This window comes from Streptomyces monomycini (assembly GCF_022271435.1).
GTDB lineage: Bacteria > Actinomycetota > Actinomycetes > Streptomycetales > Streptomycetaceae > Streptomyces > Streptomyces monomycini.
In genome coordinates this window covers 146,102-164,550 of record NZ_JAFIQY010000009.1, presented here as the reverse complement: position 1 = coordinate 164,550, position 18,449 = coordinate 146,102, and the positions used below count along the sequence as shown (strand labels likewise).

General features: G+C 74.2%; 13 protein-coding genes. 8 read left to right on the top strand and 5 right to left on the bottom strand.

Going from position 1 to position 18,449, the window contains the following annotated elements; all coding sequences use genetic code 11:
- Positions 1–7 precede the first annotated feature (7 nt).
- Together fes and JXZ78_RS14125 are read right to left on the bottom strand one after the other, a co-directional pair.
- A complete protein-coding gene (fes, locus tag JXZ78_RS14130) occupies positions 8–1,384 on the bottom strand; it encodes an enterochelin esterase (RefSeq protein ID WP_050502419.1) in 1,377 nt (458 codons plus the stop codon).
- Positions 1,381–2,544: a nucleotide disphospho-sugar-binding domain-containing protein gene (locus JXZ78_RS14125; protein ID WP_030019891.1), complete on the bottom strand. Its 1,164-nt coding sequence runs from the start codon at positions 2,542–2,544 to the stop codon at positions 1,381–1,383. The genes fes and JXZ78_RS14125 overlap by 4 nt, the downstream gene beginning before the upstream one ends.
- A gap of 157 nt (positions 2,545–2,701) precedes the next feature.
- Between JXZ78_RS14125 and JXZ78_RS14120 the strand changes: the two genes are divergently transcribed.
- From JXZ78_RS14120 to JXZ78_RS14090, 7 genes are all read left to right on the top strand, one after another.
- Positions 2,702–6,355 (top strand): ABC transporter ATP-binding protein, encoded by a 3,654-nt coding sequence (locus JXZ78_RS14120; protein WP_050502420.1) that lies wholly within the window; start codon positions 2,702–2,704, stop codon positions 6,353–6,355.
- Positions 6,356–6,362: 7 nt separating this feature from the next.
- Positions 6,363–7,430: a glucose-1-phosphate thymidylyltransferase gene (locus JXZ78_RS14115; RefSeq protein WP_030019893.1), complete on the top strand. Its 1,068-nt coding sequence runs from the start codon at positions 6,363–6,365 to the stop codon at positions 7,428–7,430.
- Between the two features lie 46 nt (positions 7,431–7,476).
- Positions 7,477–8,529, top strand: coding sequence for a dTDP-glucose 4,6-dehydratase (gene rfbB, locus JXZ78_RS14110; RefSeq protein ID WP_078624215.1), 1,053 nt, complete (start codon positions 7,477–7,479; stop codon positions 8,527–8,529).
- Positions 8,526–9,413 (top strand): dTDP-4-dehydrorhamnose reductase, encoded by an 888-nt coding sequence (gene rfbD / locus JXZ78_RS14105; protein WP_030019895.1) that lies wholly within the window; start codon positions 8,526–8,528, stop codon positions 9,411–9,413. The genes rfbB and rfbD overlap by 4 nt, the downstream gene beginning before the upstream one ends.
- The gene (locus tag JXZ78_RS14100; protein ID WP_238783096.1) at positions 9,401–10,102 is read left to right on the top strand and encodes a dTDP-4-dehydrorhamnose 3,5-epimerase family protein; all 702 of its coding nucleotides are present in this window, start codon (positions 9,401–9,403) and stop codon (positions 10,100–10,102) included. The genes rfbD and JXZ78_RS14100 overlap by 13 nt, the downstream gene beginning before the upstream one ends.
- Positions 10,103–10,170: 68 nt before the next feature.
- The gene (locus JXZ78_RS14095) at positions 10,171–11,151 is read left to right on the top strand and encodes a FecCD family ABC transporter permease (RefSeq protein ID WP_078624216.1); all 981 of its coding nucleotides are present in this window, start codon (positions 10,171–10,173) and stop codon (positions 11,149–11,151) included.
- Positions 11,148–12,221 (top strand): FecCD family ABC transporter permease, encoded by a 1,074-nt coding sequence (locus JXZ78_RS14090; RefSeq protein ID WP_030019898.1) that lies wholly within the window; start codon positions 11,148–11,150, stop codon positions 12,219–12,221. The genes JXZ78_RS14095 and JXZ78_RS14090 overlap by 4 nt, the downstream gene beginning before the upstream one ends.
- A 30-nt stretch (positions 12,222–12,251) precedes the next feature.
- Here the strand turns inward: JXZ78_RS14090 and JXZ78_RS14085 are convergent, their stop codons facing one another.
- Complete coding sequence (locus JXZ78_RS14085) at positions 12,252–13,028, bottom strand: MerR family transcriptional regulator (protein WP_030019899.1); 777 nt, start codon at positions 13,026–13,028, stop codon at positions 12,252–12,254.
- 330 nt (positions 13,029–13,358) lie between these two features.
- On the opposite strand from JXZ78_RS14085, the gene JXZ78_RS14080 reads away from it, so the two are divergent.
- A complete protein-coding gene (locus JXZ78_RS14080) occupies positions 13,359–14,480 on the top strand; it encodes a serine hydrolase domain-containing protein (protein ID WP_030019900.1) in 1,122 nt (373 codons plus the stop codon).
- 37 nt (positions 14,481–14,517) lie between these two features.
- Here JXZ78_RS14080 and JXZ78_RS14075 read toward each other — a convergent pair whose 3' ends face one another.
- Together JXZ78_RS14075 and JXZ78_RS14070 are read right to left on the bottom strand one after the other, a co-directional pair.
- Complete coding sequence (locus JXZ78_RS14075) at positions 14,518–16,707, bottom strand: hypothetical protein (RefSeq protein WP_238783095.1); 2,190 nt, start codon at positions 16,705–16,707, stop codon at positions 14,518–14,520.
- Positions 16,708–16,958: 251 nt separating this feature from the next.
- Complete coding sequence (locus tag JXZ78_RS14070; protein ID WP_030019902.1) at positions 16,959–18,350, bottom strand: NsdA family TPR-like regulatory protein; 1,392 nt, start codon at positions 18,348–18,350, stop codon at positions 16,959–16,961.
- Positions 18,351–18,449: the final 99 nt, after the last annotated feature.

The following is an 18,449-nucleotide window of genomic DNA, read 5'->3' as shown; positions in this document are numbered from 1 at the left end:
GGGAAGGTCAGCGGGTGCCGGTGGCCGGGGGCGCGGTGGTGTCCCGTTGGCCGGGTGGCGTGCCGGGGCCGAGCAGGGTGATCAGGCCCTGGGCCAGGCCGACGGACCAACAGGCGTAGTCGTGACCGCCGTTGAAGTCGGTGCCGGTGACGGTGTGGCCGCCGGCGCGGAGCGTCCGGCGCAGGTCACGGGTCTGTTCGAGCATGCCCCACTCGTGCAGCCCGACATCCAGGTGCAGCCGCAAGCCGCGCGGTGCGCCTTCGGCGTAACGGCGGGTGATCCAGGCGGTCTCCTCGGCCGGTTCGCCCGGGGGCCGCCACCACATGGAGGGGGACTGGGCCAGGACGTTGCCGAAACGATGCGGCGCTGTGTGGCCCGCGTACAGGGCGGTGAGTCCGCCCAGGCTCTGCCCGGCGACGACCGTACGCGCCGGGTCCGTGCCGGCCGGCAGCCGGCCGGCGGCCCAGGGCAGCAGCTCCTCGGCGAGGAAGGCGGCGTACTCGGGGTGGCCGCCGAGTTCCCTGGCGCGGGTGGCGTTGTCGACGGCGTGCGGCGCGAGCACGGTCAGCGGCGGGATCGCGCCGTCGGCGACGAGGCCGTCGAGCGCGTCCTCCAGGTGCAGCTGGCCGAACCACATGTCGCCGTCGAGCAGGACGAGGGTGTCGGTGCGCCCGCCGGGGCCCGTGGCGGGCACCGGCGGCTCGTACACCCACACCTCGCGTTCCGCGCCGAGCGCGGCGCTGGCCACCTGGTGGCGCCGTACCGTGCCGCGCGGGGCGCCGGGTCCCGTGGGGTGGGTCCACGGGTGGGCCGGGGCGTGCGGGAGTTCGAAGACGGAGCCGGGCGGGCCGTGCCAGCGGGTGGCGATCGTGCGGGGGTTGAGAGGGTCGCCTACACCGGTGGCGGCCAGCGCGCCGAGGTCGTCCGGCGCCCGGCCCTCCGTGTCGGGGGCGATGCGGTACGAACCGCGGTGATCGCCTCGCAGGCGGTAGGTCAGGTGCCACACGTCCGTACCGGGCAGGTGGCGCATCAGGCCGGCGGGCAGGTCGGAGCGGTCCATCAGCCGGTTGACCATCAGCAGCACCTGGCGGGTCGCGGTGTCGCCGCGCCACAGGAAAGTGACGCCTCGGTGGTCGGGGTCGGCGTCGAGCGGTTCGACCAGCGGCGTGCCGCAGGCCTTCACCTCGTCCCAGAACCGGTCCAGCACCGCGGCGCGCGCCTCCGCCGAGCCGGCCGCGGCCCGTTCGGCGGCCAGGCGCCGCACCCGCGGGCTGTCCGTGGTCTCGGCCGGGTGGGGCCGGGGGGTGCGGGGCGGCCCGACGGGAGCTGCCAGGGCGGTGGCGGTGCGGGCGCCGACCGCTGTGGTGCCGTCCGCGTGGGTCATCTGTTCACTCCTTGGGAGAGGGCCAGTTCGACGAGCCGGGGCACGGCGTCGGCGGGGCTGGGCATGACGGCCATCTCCTCGGCCGTCTCGCGGGCGGCGGTGGCCAGCGCTTCGTCCTCCAGGAGCCGGCGGACCAGTTCGCGCCCGGGGCGGTCGGGTCCCGCGAGGGCGGCCGGGTCCTCCGGCACCAGCCCGCAGCCGCGCCTCCGGACCGCCGCCGCGTTGGCCGGACGGTCGGCACCCTCGCCGAGGACGAGCTGCGGCAGGCCGGCGTCCAGGGCGGTCAGGGTGGTGCCCGCGCCGCCGTGGTGGATGGTGGCGTCGCTGCCCGCGAGCAGCGCGCCCAGGGGCGTCCACTCCACGGGGCGGACGTTGTCGGGGAGCGTGCCGAGCGCGGACAGGTCGGCGCCGCCGAGGGCGAGGACGAACTCGGCGTCGGTGACGCGGGCGGCGTCCACGACCCACTCGACGGGCGAGACACCGTCCACGACCGGCCGGACCGTGCCCAGAGTGACCGCGATCCGGGGGCGCTTGCGGTCCTCGAAGAGCCAGTGCGGGAGCGCGCCGCCGCCGTTGTACGGGACGTGGCGCAGGTAGCGGCGGTGCGGTTCGGCGGTGACGCTCATGGCGGGCGGGGTGACGTCGAGCCAGGCGGCGACCGGTCCTGGGCCGGTGAGGCCGTGGCGGGCGTACCCGTCGGCGAGGGCGTCGTTCATCATCGCGACGTGCCGTCCGGTGTGGCCGAATCCGACCGCGTGCACGACCGAGGGAATGCCGAGCGCGGCGGCCACGAGCTGGCCGACGACGCCGTTGGGGGTGTGCACGACGAGGTCGGGCCGCCAGTGGCGGGCGACGTCGACCATGGTGTCCGCCATCTCCTCGCTGAAGAAGGAGAAGCCCTTGCCCTTGGGTGCGGTGCGCTGCTCGCCCGGGGCCGGAGGCTTGCCCTGGCGGCCCTTCTCCATGGCCGTGTAAAGGGCGTCGGGGTCGATGCCGGGCGCGCAGTCGACGGCCGGCAGTCCGGCGGAGACGGTGTGGCCGACGGCCCGTCCGCAGGTGGCGACGAGGACGTCGTGGCCCGCGGCGCGGAACGCCTGGGCCAGCGGGACCATCGGGTAGAGCAGCCCGAAGAAGGGAGGCCCGGCGAACAGGACACGCATCGAACTACCTGCTTTCTTTCCCGACGGTCCGTCAAGACGCTTTCGGGTCACGGGTGGTACGGCGGGACGGCTGAAACGGGTGGGACATGCGTACATGTGTGCCAGGTCACACACCCCGAGTGACGACCAGGCACTTAGGCAAGCCTAAGCTAACCACGTGCTCAGCAGGTCAACAACGTCCCCCGGCTGGATACGCAGGCTCGGTGCCGCGTGCCGGCACCATCCCCGACTCCTCCTCGCGGTCGCCGTGAGTTCCGTGTTCGGCACGGGACTTGAAGCGGTCGGGCCGCTGCTGGCCCGGCTCGGCGTCGACGACGCCGTCGCAGGTCACACCGGCCGCATCGGCTGGCTCGCCGCCGCGCTGGCGGGCCTCGCGCTCGTCCAGTTCGGCGCCGAGTTCACCCGCCGCTACGCCGCCGGAAAACTCGCCCTCGGCGTCCAGCACCGGCTGCGCACCCAGGTGTTCGACTCCCTGCAACGCCTGGACGGCGTCAAACAGGACGCGCTCCGCACCGGCCAGGTGGTCTCCCGCGCCAACAGCGACCTGACCCAGGTGCAGATCATGCTCGGGATGCTGCCGATCCCGCTCGGCACCTCGGCCCTCTTCCTCGTCGCCGTCGGCGCGATGCTGTGGCTGTGCGCCCCGCTCGCCCTGGTCGCGCTGACCGTGGTGCCCCTCACCGCGTGGGCCGCCGCCCGCAGCCGCGCCCGGCTCGTCCCCGCCACCCGCGCGGCCCAGGCAGGCGCCGCCCAGGTCGCCGAGCAGGTCGAGGAGGCCGTCACCGGCGTACGGGTGGTCAAGGGCTTCGGCCAGGAGGACCGCGAGACCGACCGGCTGGCGCGCGCCGCCCGCGGCCTGTTCGGACGGCGCATGCGCGTGGCACGCATCCAGGCGGGCGCCACCGCCACCCTCGCGGCGCTGCCCGCGCTCGGCCAGGTCGGCGTACTCGCCCTCGGCGGCTGGCTGGCGCTGCGCGGCACCATCGGGCTAGGCACCTTCCTCGCCTTCGCCGCCTACATGGCGCTGCTGGCCGGACCCGCCAGGCTGTTCGCCAGCTTCCTGGTCACCGCCCAGCAGGCGCGCGCCGCCGCCGAACGCGTCAACGAACTCATCGACGCCCGGCCCGAGATCACCGACCCGGCCGATCCGGTGGCCCTGCCCGCCGGTCCGGTCGGCCTGGAACTGCGCGACGTCCGCTTCGGGTACGCGCCCAGCGACCCGGTGCTCGACGGCGCGTCCCTGACCGTACGGCCCGGCGAGACGGTCGCCCTGGTCGGCCCGTCGGGCTCCGGGAAGTCCACCGTCGCGCTGCTGCTCCCCCGCTTCTACGACCCGCAGGCCGGCTCCGTGCACGTCGGCCCGCCCGGTGCGGCCCCCGACGTCCGCGACATGTCGCTCGCCGACCTCCGCGCCACCATCGGCGTGGTCTTCGAAGAACCCTTCCTGTTCTCCTGCTCGGTCCGTGACAACATCGCCTACGGGCGTCCGGACGCCACGGACGAGCAGGTCAGGGCCGCCGCCGAGGCCGCCGAGGCGCACGGGTTCATCGCCGCGCTGCCGGACGGCTACGCCACCGAGGTCGGCGAACGCGGACTGACGCTCTCCGGCGGGCAGCGGCAGCGCGTGGTGCTGGCCCGCGCCTTGCTGGCCGACCCGCGCGTGCTCGTCCTGGACGACGCGACCTCCGCCGTGGACGCGGCCACCGAAGCGGCCATCCACCGCACGCTGAGCGCCGTCACCGGAGACCGTACGACCCTGCTGATCGCGCACCGCCGCTCCACCCTCCAGCTCGCCGACCGCATCGCCGTCCTCGACGAGGGCCGGGTGGTGGACACCGGCACCCAGGAGGAACTGACCGAGCGCTGCGCGCTGTTCCGCGAACTCCTGGCCGGGCCCGGCGACTCCCTCGACGTACGCGTCACCGCCGACCCGCACACCACCGACCGGGGCGTCACCCCCGACCTCTGGCCCGAGCCCCCCGCCGAAGCGGACCGGAGCACGGCCGAGGAGACCGCCGAGGACCCGCGCCTGGACGAAGCCCGGCTGCGCGCCCCCGACCCCGACGCGCGCTTCCGGCGGCTGCTCGCCCCCGTACGCGCCGCCCTGCTGCTCGGCCTGCTGCTCGTCGCCGCCGACTCCCTCGCCTCCCTCGCGCTGCCCCTCCTCGTCCGGCACGGTCTGGACGCCGGGGTCGGCGCGGGCGACGGCGGCGCGCTCGCCAGGACCGTCCTGACCGCCCTGCTCGTCGTCGTCCTCGCCTGGGGCGTGCTCACCCTCCAGGCACGCATCACCCGGCGCGCCGGGGAACGGGTGCTGTACGGGCTACGGGTGAAAACCTTCGCCCACCTCCAGCGGCTCGGCCTGGACTTCTACGAACGCGAACGCGGCGGCCAGATCATGACCGCCATGGTCAACGACATCGACGCGCTCTCCGCCTTCCTCCAGACACACCTGCTGACCTCGGTCGCCGCGCTGGCCACGCTGTGCGGCGCCGTGATCGCGATGCTCGCCGTCGATCTGCCGCTGGCCCTGACCGCGCTCGCCCTCGTGCCTCTGATCGCCGTCGCCACCGCCGTCTTCTGGCGGCTGTCCTCCGCCGCGTACACCGATGCGCGCAAGCGGGTCGGCGAGGTCAACTCCAGTCTCCAGGAGAACGTTTCGGGCCTGCGCGTCGCCCAGTCCCAGAGCCGCGAGGGTACGACCGCCGAGGCGTTCGGCAAGCTCTCGGAGAGTTACCGCGCCGCCCGGCTGCGCGCCCAGCGCTACGCCGCCGTGTACTTCCCGTGCGTCAACCTCACCGCCGAACTCGCCAAGGCCACCGTCCTGCTGTCCGGCGCCTACCGGGTCGCGGACGGCGGCCTCAGCCCCGGCGTGCTGGTCGCCTTCACCCTCTTCCTCGGCATGTTCTTCTCGCCGATCCAGCAGCTCTCGCTCGCCTTCGACAGCTACCAGCAGGCGTCCGTCGGCCTGCGCCGCACGATGCAGCTGCTGCGCGTCGAGCCGTCCGTACGGCCCGCCGCCGACCCCGCGCCCGTACCGGACCGGCTGCGCGGCCCGATCGAACTGCGCGACGTCACCCTCCGCTACCCAGGCACCGAGCAGCCGTCGCTGGACCGGGTCAGCCTGCGCATCGAGCCCGGCGAGACGGTCGCGCTCGTCGGCACGACCGGCGCCGGCAAGTCCACCGTCGTCAAGCTGCTCGCCCGCTTCCACGACGCGACCGAGGGAAAGGTGCTGGTGGACGGCGTGGACGTGCGCGCCTACGACCCGCCCGGGTACCGGCGGCTGCTGGGCGTCGTCCCCCAGGAAGCCCACCTGTTCACCGGCGACATCGCCGACAACGTCCGCTACGGACGGCCCGACGCCACCGACCAGGAGGTCGAGGCGGCCGTGCGCGCCGTCGGCGCGCTGCCCGCGGTCGCCGCCCAGCCGTACGGATTCCGCCAGCCCGTCGGCGAACGCGGCCAGCGCCTGTCCGCGGGCCAGCGCCAGCTCGTCGCCCTGGCCCGCGCCCACCTCGTCGACCCCGGCCTGCTGCTTCTGGACGAGGCCACCGCCGCCCTCGACCCGGCCACCGAACGCACCGTGCTGGACGCCGGGGACCGGCTGGCCGACGGCCGCACCACCGTCCTGGTCGCGCACCGCCTGGCCACCGCCGCGCGGGCCGACCGAATCGTCGTCCTGGACGCCGGGCGGATCGCCGAGCAGGGCTCCCACCAGCAGCTCCTCGACGCCGACGGCCCGTACGCCCGGCTGTGGCACCACCACACCCCGACCGCCGCCGAACCCGCCCCCCTCACCCAAGGATGACCCGCTCATGAAGGCACTTGTCCTCTCCGGAGGCACCGGCAGCAGGCTGCGGCCCATCACCCACACCGCCGCCAAGCAGCTCGTCCCCGTCGCCAACAAGCCGGTGCTCTTCTACGGCATCGAATCCCTGGTCGCGGCGGGCGTCACCGACATCGGCATCATCGTCGGGGACACCGCCGCGGAGATCCGTACGGCCGTGGGCGACGGCTCGCGCTTCGGCGCCCGTGTCACCTACCTCCCCCAGGAACAGCCCCTCGGCCTGGCGCACGCCGTCCTGATCGCCCGCGAATGGCTCGGCGACGACGACTTCGTGATGTACCTGGGCGACAATTTCGTCGTCGGCGGCATCGCCGAACTCGTCGACGAGTTCCGGGAGACCCGCCCCGACGCCCGCATCCTGCTCACCAAGGTCCCCGACCCCAGCTCCTTCGGTGTCGCCGAACTCAGCCCCGAAGGGCGCGTCGTGCGCCTGGAGGAGAAGCCGAGCGACCCGCGCAGCGACCTCGCGCTGGTCGGCGTCTACCTCTTCACGCCGGGCGTGCACGACGCCGTACGGGCCATCGAGCCCTCCGCGCGCGGCGAACTGGAGATCACCGACGCGCTCCAGTGGCTGGTCGACGCCGGACGCACCGTCCAGTCCACCGTCATCTCCGGCTACTGGAAGGACACCGGCAACGCCACCGACATGCTGGAGGTCAACCGCACCGTGCTGGAGGGCCTGCCGCCCGCCGTCCTCGGCGACGTGGACGACGCCAGCGAACTGGTGGGCCGGGTCCGTATCGAGGCCGGGGCCAGCGTCGTACGGTCCCGGATCGTGGGACCGGCCGTCATCGGCGCGGGCAGCGTCGTCCGCGACTCCTACATCGGCCCCTCCACCTCCGTCGCCGACGGCTGCCTGATCAGCGGCAGCGAGGTGGAGTTCTCCATCGTGCTGGGCGACTCCCGCATCGAGAACGCCGGACGGATCGAGGGCTCGCTCATCGGGCGCATGGTCCGTATGAGCGGCGCCGCCCGCGCGCCCCGCGCGCACCGCCTGGTCCTCGGCGACCACAGCCAGGTGCAGATAGCGCCCTGACCGCGTCCTTCGCCCGACCGCACCCCTTCCTCCCTGGACTGACGCCTTGAGAATCCTCGTCACCGGCGGAGCCGGCTTCATCGGCTCCCACTTCGTCCGTACCCTGCTCACCCCCGAAGGCCCCGGCGAGAGCACCGGGCCGCACGTCGTCACCGTGCTGGACGCCCTGACCTACGCGGGGGACCGCGCCAACCTCCGGCCCGTCGCGAGCGACCCCCGGTACACCTTCGTGCACGGCGACATCCGCGACCAGCCGCTGGTGGACGACCTGCTGGCCGACCACGACGCGGTGGTGCACTTCGCCGCCGAGTCGCACGTGGACCGCTCCATCGCGGGCGGCACCGACTTCGCGTCCACCAACGTCCTGGGCACCCAGGTCCTCCTGGAGTCCGCGGTACGCCACCGCATCGCCCGCTTCGTGCACGTCTCCACCGACGAGGTGTACGGCTCGATCGCGGAAGGCTCCTGGACCGAGGACGAGCCCCTGGCGCCCAACTCGCCCTACTCCGCCAGCAAGGCCGGCTCCGACCTGCTCGCCCTGGCCCACCACCGCACCCACGGCCTGGACGTGTCGGTGACCCGCTGCTCCAACAACTACGGGCCGTACCAGCACCCCGAGAAGGTCGTCCCGCTGTTCGTCAGCCGCCTGCTGTCCGGCGGACGCGTCCCGCTGTACGGCGACGGGCTCAACGTCCGCGACTGGCTGCACGTCGACGACCACTGCCGGGCCCTGCGCCTGGTCCTGGAGGGCGGCCGGCCCGGCGAGGTCTACAACATCGGCGGCGGCACCGAACTCACCAACAAGGACCTCACCGAACGCCTCCTCGCCGCCTGCGGCGCCGACTGGGACCGGGTCGACCACGTCACCGACCGCAAGGGCCACGACCGGCGCTACTCCGTGGACTGGACGAAGATCCGTACCGAACTCGGCTACGTACCGCGGCACTCCTTCGACGACGGGCTCGCCGAGACCGTCGCCTGGTACCGCGACCGACCCGGACGGTGGGCGCCCCCGGCCGACGGCCGTACCGCCGCACCGGCCACCGGCACCCCGGCCGCCGACGGCGCCGCACCGGCCCTCGGGGGTGCCGCCCGGTGAACCGCTGGCTGATCACCGGCGCGAGCGGGATGCTCGGCCGCGAGGTGTCCCGTCTGCTGGCCGCCGAGGGCGTCTGCGCGCTCCCCCTGGACCGCCGGACCCTGGACCTCACCGACCCCCGCGCCGTGGAGTCCGCGCTGCGCCGCGTCCGCCCGGCCGTGGTCGTCAACTGCGCCGCTTACACGGACGTGGACGGCGCCGAGTCCGACGAGGAGCAGGCGCACCGCGTCAACGCCGACGCGGTGCGCGGCCTGGCCCGCGCCTGCGCCGGAACCGGCGCCCGGCTGCTGCACGTGTCCACCGACTACGTCTTCTCGGGTGACGCCACCACCCCGTACACCGAAGGCGCGCCGACCGGGCCCCGTACCGCCTACGGCCGCAGCAAGCTCGCCGGTGAACAGGCCGTCCTGGCCGAACTGCCGCACACCGGCACCGTCGTCCGCACCGCCTGGCTCTACGGCGCCCACGGCCGCAACTTCGTGCGCACCATGGCCGAACGCGCCACGCGTGGCGCCACCGTGGACGTCGTCGACGACCAGACCGGCCAGCCCACTCCGGCCCGCGACGTCGCCGGCCAGCTGCTCGCCCTCGGGCGCGGGCCCGCCCGCCCCGGCGTCTTCCACGCCACCACCCGCGGCACGACCACCTGGTACGGACTGGCCCGCGAAGTCTTCCGGCTGGCCGGCGCCGACCCGGACCACGTCCGGCCCACCGACAGCACCACCCTGGACCGGCCCGCCCGCCGCCCCGCCTGGAGCGTGCTGGGCCACGACCGCTGGGCCGCCGCCGGGCTGCCCGCACCCCGGCACTGGCGCGACGCACTCGCCGCCGAGTACACCCGGGTGACCGCCGCACTGGAAGGAGCCGTCTCATGCGCCCGCTGAGCATCGAAGGAGCCTGGGTACGCGAACCGCTCGTCCACCGGGACGACCGGGGTTCCTTCCACGAATGGTTCACCCAGCCGGAGTTCACCGGCGCCACCGGGCGCGCCCCGATACTGGCGCAGGCCAACTGCTCCGTCTCCCGCCGCGGCGTGCTGCGCGGCGTGCACTTCAGCGAGGTGCCGCCCGGCCAGGCCAAGTACGTCACCTGTGTACGCGGTGCCGTCCTGGACGTGGTGGTGGACCTGCGGACCGGCTCCCCCACCTACCGCGCGTGGGAGGCCGTACCGCTGGACGAGGACGGGCTGAGCGCGGTCTACCTCTCCGAAGGGCTCGGCCACGCCTTCATGGCCCTGTCCGACGACGCCACCGTGGTCTACCTCTGCTCCACCGGCTACCAGCCGCGGCGCGAACACGGCGTCCACCCGCTGGACCCGGCCCTGGGCATCGACTGGCCCGCCGGGGTCACCCCGCTGCTGTCCGCCAAGGACGCCGCCGCGCCCACCCTGGAGGAGGCCGAGCGGCGGGGGCTGCTGCCGTCGTACGAGGAGTGCGTACGGCATCGGGCGGCTGTCCGGGGCGCCGATCGGGGCGCTGCTGGGGGTATCGAGCGGACTGCTGAGCGGGCCGTTGATCGGGCCACTGACCGGACCGCTGACCGCGCCGCCGCTCGGGAAGGCAGCGCGGCGTGACGACTACGGCGACCGCCGTCGCACCCGCCCCGGAAGCCAAGCCCGCACCGCCCGCCGGGCGCCGCGTGATGCGGGCCGGCGGGCTGCTGCTGGGTTTGGCGCTGCTGGCCGTCGTCGTCCTGGTGAGCATCGCCGTGGGCGCCAAGGCCATCCCCCTCGACCAGGTGTGGCACGGTCTGTTCGGGTCGACCGGCACCGCCGACGACCGGATCGTGCGCGAGCTGCGGCTGCCCCGTACCGCACTGGGTGTCGCGGCGGGCGCCGCCCTCGGCCTGGCCGGTGCCGTGATGCAGTCCCTCACCCGCAACCCGCTGGCCGACCCCGGCCTCCTCGGCGTCAACGCGGGCGCCTCGGCCGCCGTGGTCACCGCGATCAGCGTGCTGGGCATCACCTCCTTCACCGGCTACCTGTGGTTCGCGCTGGCCGGCGCCGGGGTGGCGGCCGTCCTGGTCAACGCCCTCGGCGGCAGCCGGGCGGCCACCCCCGTACGGCTGGCCCTGGCGGGCACCGCCGTCAACGCCGCCCTCTTCGGCTACGTCAACGGCCTGCAACTGACGGACCTGGGCGCCCTGGAGACCATGCGGCACTGGTCGATCGGCACCCTCACCGGCCGCCGCGGCGACCTGCTGCTGACCGCGCTGCCGTTCCTGCTGGCCGGCGCCGTCCTCGCCATGGCGGTGGCCCGCCCGCTGAACGCGGTCGCCCTGGGCGAGGACACCGCCCGCTCCCTCGGCGCCCGGCTGGGCCGCACCCGGGTGCTGTCCATCGTCGCCATCACCCTGCTGTCCGGCGCCGCGACCGCCGTGTGCGGGCCGATCGGCTTCATCGGGCTGATGATCCCGCACGCCGTACGGGCGTTCTGCGGCCCCGACAACCGGTGGCTGTTCCCGTACTGCGCCGTCTTCGCGCCGGTCCTGCTCCTGGGGTCGGACATCATCGGCCGGGTGCTGGTACCGCCGTCCGAGATCGAGGTCGGGGTCGTCACCGCGTTCTTCGGCGGCCTGCTCTTCATCCACCTCGTCCGCCGCCGGAAGGTGGCCCAGCTGTGACCGCCGTACGCACCTCCCCCGCGCGCCGCACGGCGCCCCGCCCCACCGTCCTGCGCACCCGCGGCGGACTGTCCCTGCGGCTGGGCCGGCGCGCCCTGCTGGTCTGCGCGGCACTGGCGCTGACCGGCATCCTGGTGGCCGTCCTGTCGCTCGGCATGGGCAGCTACCGCCTCAGCCCCGCCGAAGTCGTCGCCACCCTCTTCGGGGACGGGCCGCCCGGCGCGGACTTCGTCGTGGTCGACCTGCGGCTGCCCCGGGTGCTGGACGGGCTGCTGGCCGGCTTCGCGATGGGCATGAGCGGCGCGGTCTTCCAGTCGCTGGCCCGCAACCCGCTCGGCAGCCCCGACGTCATCGGCTTCGGCAGCGGCGCTTCGGCCGGCGCGCTCGTCTCCGTCATCCTGCTGGAGGCCGGGACCGCGCAGATCGCCCTCGGCGCGGTGGCCGGCGGTCTGGCCACCGCCGCCGCCGTCTACCTGCTGGCCTGGCGGCGCGGTGTGCACGGCTACCGCCTGGTGCTCGTCGGCATCGGCGGCTCGGCGGTCCTCGGCTCGCTCACCAGCTACCTGTACGTACGGGCCGACATCGGCAAGGCCGCCGAAGCCGCCACCTGGATGATCGGCAGCCTCAACGGCCGCGGCTGGCCCGACGTGAGCGTGGCCGCACTCGGGGTCGTCGCCCTGGCACCCGCCGTCCTGGCGCTGGCCCGGCGGCTGTCCCTGCTGGAGATGGGCGACGACACGGCGGCCGCCCTCGGCGTCGCCCCCGAACGCAGCCGCCTGGCCCTCCTCGCCACCGGCACCGGCCTGACGGCGCTCGCCGTCGCCGCCGCCGGACCGATCCCCTTCGTCGCGCTCGCCGCGCCCCAGCTGGCCCGCCGCCTCACCCGCTCCCCCGGCCCCAACGTCCTGCCCGCCGCCTGGATGGGCGCCGTCCTGGTCACCCTCGCCGACTGGTCGGCGCAGCGCGTGTCCGGTACGGGCATCCTGCCGGTCGGCGTGATCACTGGCGTGGGCGGCGGCGTGTACCTGGCGTGGCTGCTGTTCCTGGAGCGGAGGTCGGGCAAGCTGTGAGCGGCCATGTCCCCCGCAGGAAACGGTTCCTCACTGCCGCGGGACGTCGATGCCGGCCGCACGCAGCTCCGCCTCGACCAGCGTGTTCAGCCGGGCGACGGCCGGTCCCCCGGCCTCCCGGTGGTGGTTGACCATCCCGTAGCGGGAGGCGGCGTCGGACCGGTTCCGGAAGCCGTCCGGCATCGTCAGCGTCGCACGGTCGGCCAGCAGCTTGCCGGCCAGGGCGGACGCCAGTTCCGCGATCCGCGGGTCGTCCGGGTCCCAGGAGCGCGCCGCCCAGCCGCGCTGGGTCAGCTCGACGTGCTCGGGATCGTCCATGAGAAGTTCGAGACGGGTCAGGAAGCTGTCGAGGATCTCCGGGACCAGCGCCCGGGTCAGCACCAGGGCCTCCCGCTGGGCGGCCACGTAATCGGGACGGAAACCGAGACCGGCGAGCCGCTCCAGGACGGCGCAGGCCCGGTCGGGCAAGAGGGCGCGGTCACCATGGGTGAGCCGGTGCAGGGTGTCGCGGCGCGCGGTCAGGTCGTCGATCTGTTCGGTGAGCCGGTGACGGACGTCGTCCAGGGCGGCGGAGAACCGCTCGGGCCCGGCGTCGAGCAGGTCACCGATCTCCGCCAGCGGCACGCCGGCCCCGGCCAGGGTCCGCACCTGGATCAGCCGGAGCAGGTCGGCCGACCCGTAGCGCCGGTAGCCGGAACCGTCCCGCTCCGGCTCGGCGACCAGGCCGAGCCGGTGGTAGTGCCGCACGGTCTTGACCGTGACGCCGACGAACGCCGCCGCCTGACCGATCGTGAGTCCGCCCGCCATCGGTTCAGCACACCTCCGCGTCGTGGGCGGCCGGTCCGCCGGCGGACCGCGCGCTCACTCCGGGGTACGGCGTGCGGGCGATCACAGGGGCGAGGGTAGCGCGCGTCCGCCATTCCTCCGGAGCCGGGCCGCGGCCAACGCCTGTTCAGGGCCCGGGCACTCGCGGTCGCCTCCGGTCATCTCGCGCCCGTACGGCGAAGGTTGACCTTGACCTTGGGTCAGGGTGCACGCTCGGCACATCGCCGCCTCGGAGGGACCGGTGACCACCACGGTCACCACCGCGCATCCGAGTTGTGCCGGGCATCTGCTTCCACGGAATGAGGAACGACCATGGGTGAGACCCTCCGCACCACGAACACCACCGCCGCCGGGCCGGACCGCCCGGAACTGCGGAAGGCCATCCAGGAGATCGTCGACTCCGGGATCACCGGACTGTCGCTGCGCGTCCACGACGAGCGGGGCCAGTGGTCCGGCAGCGCCGGGCTGGCCGAGCTGGGCGGAACCGTCGCTCCGCCGGTGAACGGGCACGTCCGGATCGGCAGCAACACCAAGACCTTCACCGCGACCCTGGTGCTGCAACTGGTGGCCGAAGGAAAGATCGGACTCGACACCCCGGCCGACGCCTGCCTGCCCGGGTTCGGACTGGACCCGCGGATCACGGTACGGACGCTGCTCCAGCACACCAGCGGGGTCTTCAACTTCACCGGCGAGTACTACGAGGACGGAACGGTCGTACCGGGCATTCCCTGCAACATCACGGGCAAGGAGTGGGTGGACAACCAGTTCACGTCCTACCGGCCCGAGGACCTGGTACGGCTCGCGCTGTCCAGGCCGGCCCGGTTCGAGCCGGGGACGGACTGGAGCTACTCCAACACCAATTACGTACTGGCCAGACTGCTGGTCGAGGAGGTCACCGGCCGCTCGTGCGCCGAGGAGACGCACGCACGGATCCTGGAGCCGCTCGGCCTGACGGACACCGTGGTGCCGGGCACCTCACCGGAGATCCCCGCACCGCACGCCCACGCCTACTACCGGTACGAGGACGCCGGCCGGCAGGAGACGGCCGACGTCACCCGCCTCAACCCCTCCTGGATCTCCGCCGGGGGCGACATGATCTCCACCCCCCAGGACCTCCACACGTTCATCTCCGCCCTCGCGCGCGGCGAACTCCTGCCGGCCCCGCTGCTGGCCGAGATGCGCAAGCCGCACCCCAAGAGCGGCTTCGGCCTGGGCCTGCGCGTGCAGGACACGGGCCCCGACGGCGGCACCGTCCTCTTCCACAACGGCGGCGCGGGCGGCCACGCGGCGTTGATGTACAGCACGCTCGACGGCGGCACGACCCTGACCGCCGCGCTGAACTACGTGGACGACGCCGCGCTGTCCCTGACCGGAGCGTTCCTCAAGGCGCAGGACAGGCTCGTGTCGGAGGTGTTCCGCGGCGGGCGGGCTTGAGCGGCCGGGGGCCGAGCGGTTCGGAGCCGTACGCCGTTCAGAGCTGCTCCGGACGGCGTTCGGTCAGGCCGTACTTCTGCGCGATCGGGTTCCACAGCTTCGCCGCCTGCTGCTTGGCCTTCGTGGCGCGGCCGCTGTCCGCGTTGCCCTGGGCGGGCTCCTTGCCACCGCGGGCCTTGCCCTTGGGGCAGCCCTTCTTGTCCTTGACCTGGTCCGCCCATGCCGCGTAGTGGTTGTCGGCGGAGGCGGAGGACTTCCACGCCTCGTTGAGCGACGCGGTCAGCTCGCCGCTGCCGGGCAGCTTGTCGACCGGGAGCCCGGCCAGCCGGCTCACCAGGTCGTTGCGCTGCTTCGCGGCGTCCCGGAGGTCCTTGGCCGCCGCGTCCAGGTTGTCGCACGACTTGATGCTCTTGACCGCGCCGATCACGGCGGCCCGGCTGTTGTTGCTGTCCTTCAGGAGCGCGTCGAGACCCTTCGCCTGCGCCGCCACCGGGTCGGCGGACGGGGACGGCTGCTTGGCGTCCTTGCCGTCCGTGTCGTCCTTCGCGGCGCCGGACGTCCCGCCGGACTCCTGCTTCTTCTTCGCGGAACCGTCGTCACCGCCCCCGCTGAGCGCCCAGCCGACGCCGAGCCCGGCGCCCGCCAGGGCCACCACCGCCACGCCGATGATCACGGCGGGCGCGAAGCGACGGCGCCGGCCGCCGCCGTCCGGCTCGTGGTCCGGTGCGTACTGGTCGTACCGCTGGTGCCCGTAGGGCTGCTGGTGCCCATGGGGCGGCTGGCCGTACGGGCCCTGCGGCTGCTGCCCCGGCTCGTCGAAGCGGGGCAGCTGGGCGGTGGCGTCGGGGACACCGCCCTGCGACCCCACCGGTGCGGCCCCGGCAGGGCCGGAACGGAACAGGCCTTCGAACTCGGCCGGTGTCGCGCGGTCGCCGGGCGCGCCGGGCGGCACACCGAAGGGCGCACCGGGCGGCGCGGGGGTGCCTGCGCCGATCGGCGGTATGAACTGGGTGGCCTCGGAGTCGGCGCCGGGCTGCGCGGGGCGGGAGGTGTCGGGCCGGGGGCCGTTCGGCGAGCCGTGCTGCGGGCCGTTCGGCTTGATCGCGCGCAGGGTACGGGTGGATTCGCCGGGTGTCTCGGGACGTACCTCCGCGGGGCCGCCGCCCGCGGGCCCGCCGGCCTCCGGGGGCATCGGCGCGGCGCCGGGCATGGGGCCGGGCCGGCCGCCCTGTGTGCCGCCAGGCGTCTGGGACCGCTGGTTCTGCTGGTTCTGCTGGTTCTGCTGGGCGCCGATGGGGCGGAGCAGTGCGGTCGACTCCGGGTCGCCGGCGGCGGGCGGCATCGGCGCACCGGTCTGCGGCGTCGCGGGGACGAGTTGGCCGGGCCGGCTCGGGTGGCCGGGGTGAGGGGGCTGGCTGGGCTGGCCCTGCTGGCCACCGGGCTGGCCCTGCTGGCCACCGGGCTGCGGGTCGGACGGGGGTATCGGAGATATCAGCGCGGTCGCTTCCATGTCCGGGGCAGGGCCCTGGCCGGGCTGCTGCCCGGGGTTCTGCGGGGGCTGCGCCTGCGGAGGCATGGGGGCCGGGGGCTGGTGCTGCTGGAACGGCGGCTGCTGCGGCGGCTGCGCGGGCGGCGTCGGCGGCATGCCGGGAGGAGTCTGGGGCGCCTGGGGCATCGGCTGGGCAGGGGGGTACTGGGCGAAGGACTCCTGGCCGTACGGCTGCTGCTGGGCGTGCGGTGGCTGCTGAGGGGCGTGCGGTTGCTGCTGGGCGTGCGGCTGCTGACCGTAAGGCAGCGGCTGTTGGCCGTGCGGCTGTCCGGGCACCTGACCGGGCATCTGACCGGGCATCTGCTGGCCGCCGTACGACTGCCCCTGCCCCGCTTGCCCCGGGACCGGCTGCCCGGGAACCGGCTGCCCCTGGGCAGGCTGTCCCGGAATCGACTGTCCCTGCACCGGCTGGCCCTGCACCTGCTGCCCCTGCACCTGTTGACCCTGTACCTGCTGCCCCTGGGCCTGCTGGCCTGGAAGCGGCTGCCCTTGGACCGGCTGCCCGCCCGGTGCCTGCTGCTGCCCCGGCCCCCAAGGCTGTCCCCAGGGCTGGCCCGCGGGCGGTGCGGCCTGCTGGCCGGGGACCCACGGATCGCCGTGAGCGGGCAGCACAACGCCCTCTCGCGCGGGCTCGCCCGCAGGATAGTGCGGGTCGTTGCCCTGTCCGCTCTGCGTCACCGGGACTCCTACGATCTGCTGACTTACGGAAGCGTCGGCTCACGCTACCGGGTCGCCGTCACGTTCGACCATGTCCCCTGGTCACCACCCACCCGCAACGCCCCACAAGGGCCTTCCAGGCCCTTCTGGGACCCTTGTGGGCGCGCGGAAGGTCCCGCCGGGCGGGCCCTGCGCGGCCCGCCCGGCGGACAAGGACGAGGCGGCCCGGGCGCCGACCAGCCCTCCCCCGGCTGCCACGGGCCGCGAATCCGCTACGCGGCTGCCCGCAATTCCAGCCGGGCACCGAACTCCCGCACCACCGGCTCGTCCCGGTACGGCTCCAGCCTCAGCTGGAAGTCCTCCAGATACTCGGCGCCGCGGTTCGACCGCAGCCCGCTCAGCAACTCCATGGCCTGGGTGCCCGTGTGGCAGGCCTGCTCGATCTCGCGCTGCTGCACCTGCGCGCTGGCCAGCAGCACCAGCCCGATGGCACGGCGCCGCGCCCGCCCTTCGGGGTGCCCGTCCACCGCTTCCTGCGCGCGCTGGCGCGCCGCGCCCGCCTGCCCCAAGTCGCGATGGCAGTGTGCGAGTTCGTCGGCCAGGTACGCCTCGTCGAAGTGCGAGATCCACACCGGGTCGTCGCCGGTACCGGACGAGCCGGCGGCACGCTCCATGGCGCCCACCGCCCGGCCCGCCACGACCTGGAAGGCGCGCGCGTCGCCCATCAGCGCGTGCCCGCGCGCCTCCGCCGCGAAGAACATCGCCTCCGCGCGCGGCGTGACGTGCCCCCGCGCTCCTTCCTGCGCGGCCTTCGCGAGCTGCGCGATCTCCCGTGGGTTGCCGAGCGAGGCGGCGAGATGGCTCATGCTGGCGGCGAGCACGTACCCGCCGTAACCGCGGTCGCCGGCCGCCTGCGCCAGCCGCAGCGCCTGGATGTAGTAGCGCTGCGCCAGGCCCGGCTGGCCGGTGTCGACGGCCATGTAACCACCCAGTTCCGTCAGCCGGGCGACCGAGGCGAACAGTTCGCGCCCGACCGATTCGCGGTACGAGCCGGCCAGCAGCCCGGAGACGACGCTGTTGAGGTAGTGGACGACGACCGGCCGGACGTGGCCGCTGCCGTAGCGGTGGTCCAGCTCGCCCAGGGCCGTGGTCATGGCCCGTACGGCTTCGACGTCCGAGATGCCCACCCGCGCCCCGGCGTTCCGCGCGACCTGCGGGTCGGCGCTGGTGATGAGCCAGTCCCGGCTCGGTTCGACCAGCGCGGAGGCGGCCACGGTGGAGCCGCTGAGGAAGTCGCGCCGGCCGACGTCGCTGCGCCACAGCTCGCAAACCTGTTCGATGGCGCCGAGGACGGTGGGTGAGAACTGCAGTCCCACACCGGACGCGAGGTTCTTGCCGTCGGCCATTCCGATCTCGTCGATGGTGACCGTCCGCCCGAGTTTGCGGCCCAGCGCCTCCGCGATGATGGCGGGGGCCCGGCCGCGCGGCTGCTGGCCGCGCAGCCAGCGGGCGACGGAGGTCTTGTCGTAGCGCAGGTCGAGGCCGTGTTCGGCGCCGCACATGTTGACGCGGCGGGCGAGTCCGGCGTTGGAACAGGCGGCTTCCTGGATGAGCGCCTGCAGCCGTTCGTTCGGCTGCCGCGCGACGAGTGGCCTGGCGGCCATGCTGCACCCCCTGATTACTGCTGCGCGTTCACCAGCGAACGCCGTACCCGTGGACCAATTCCCCACGCATATGCCGGATATCCGGGATATCTCGGATGT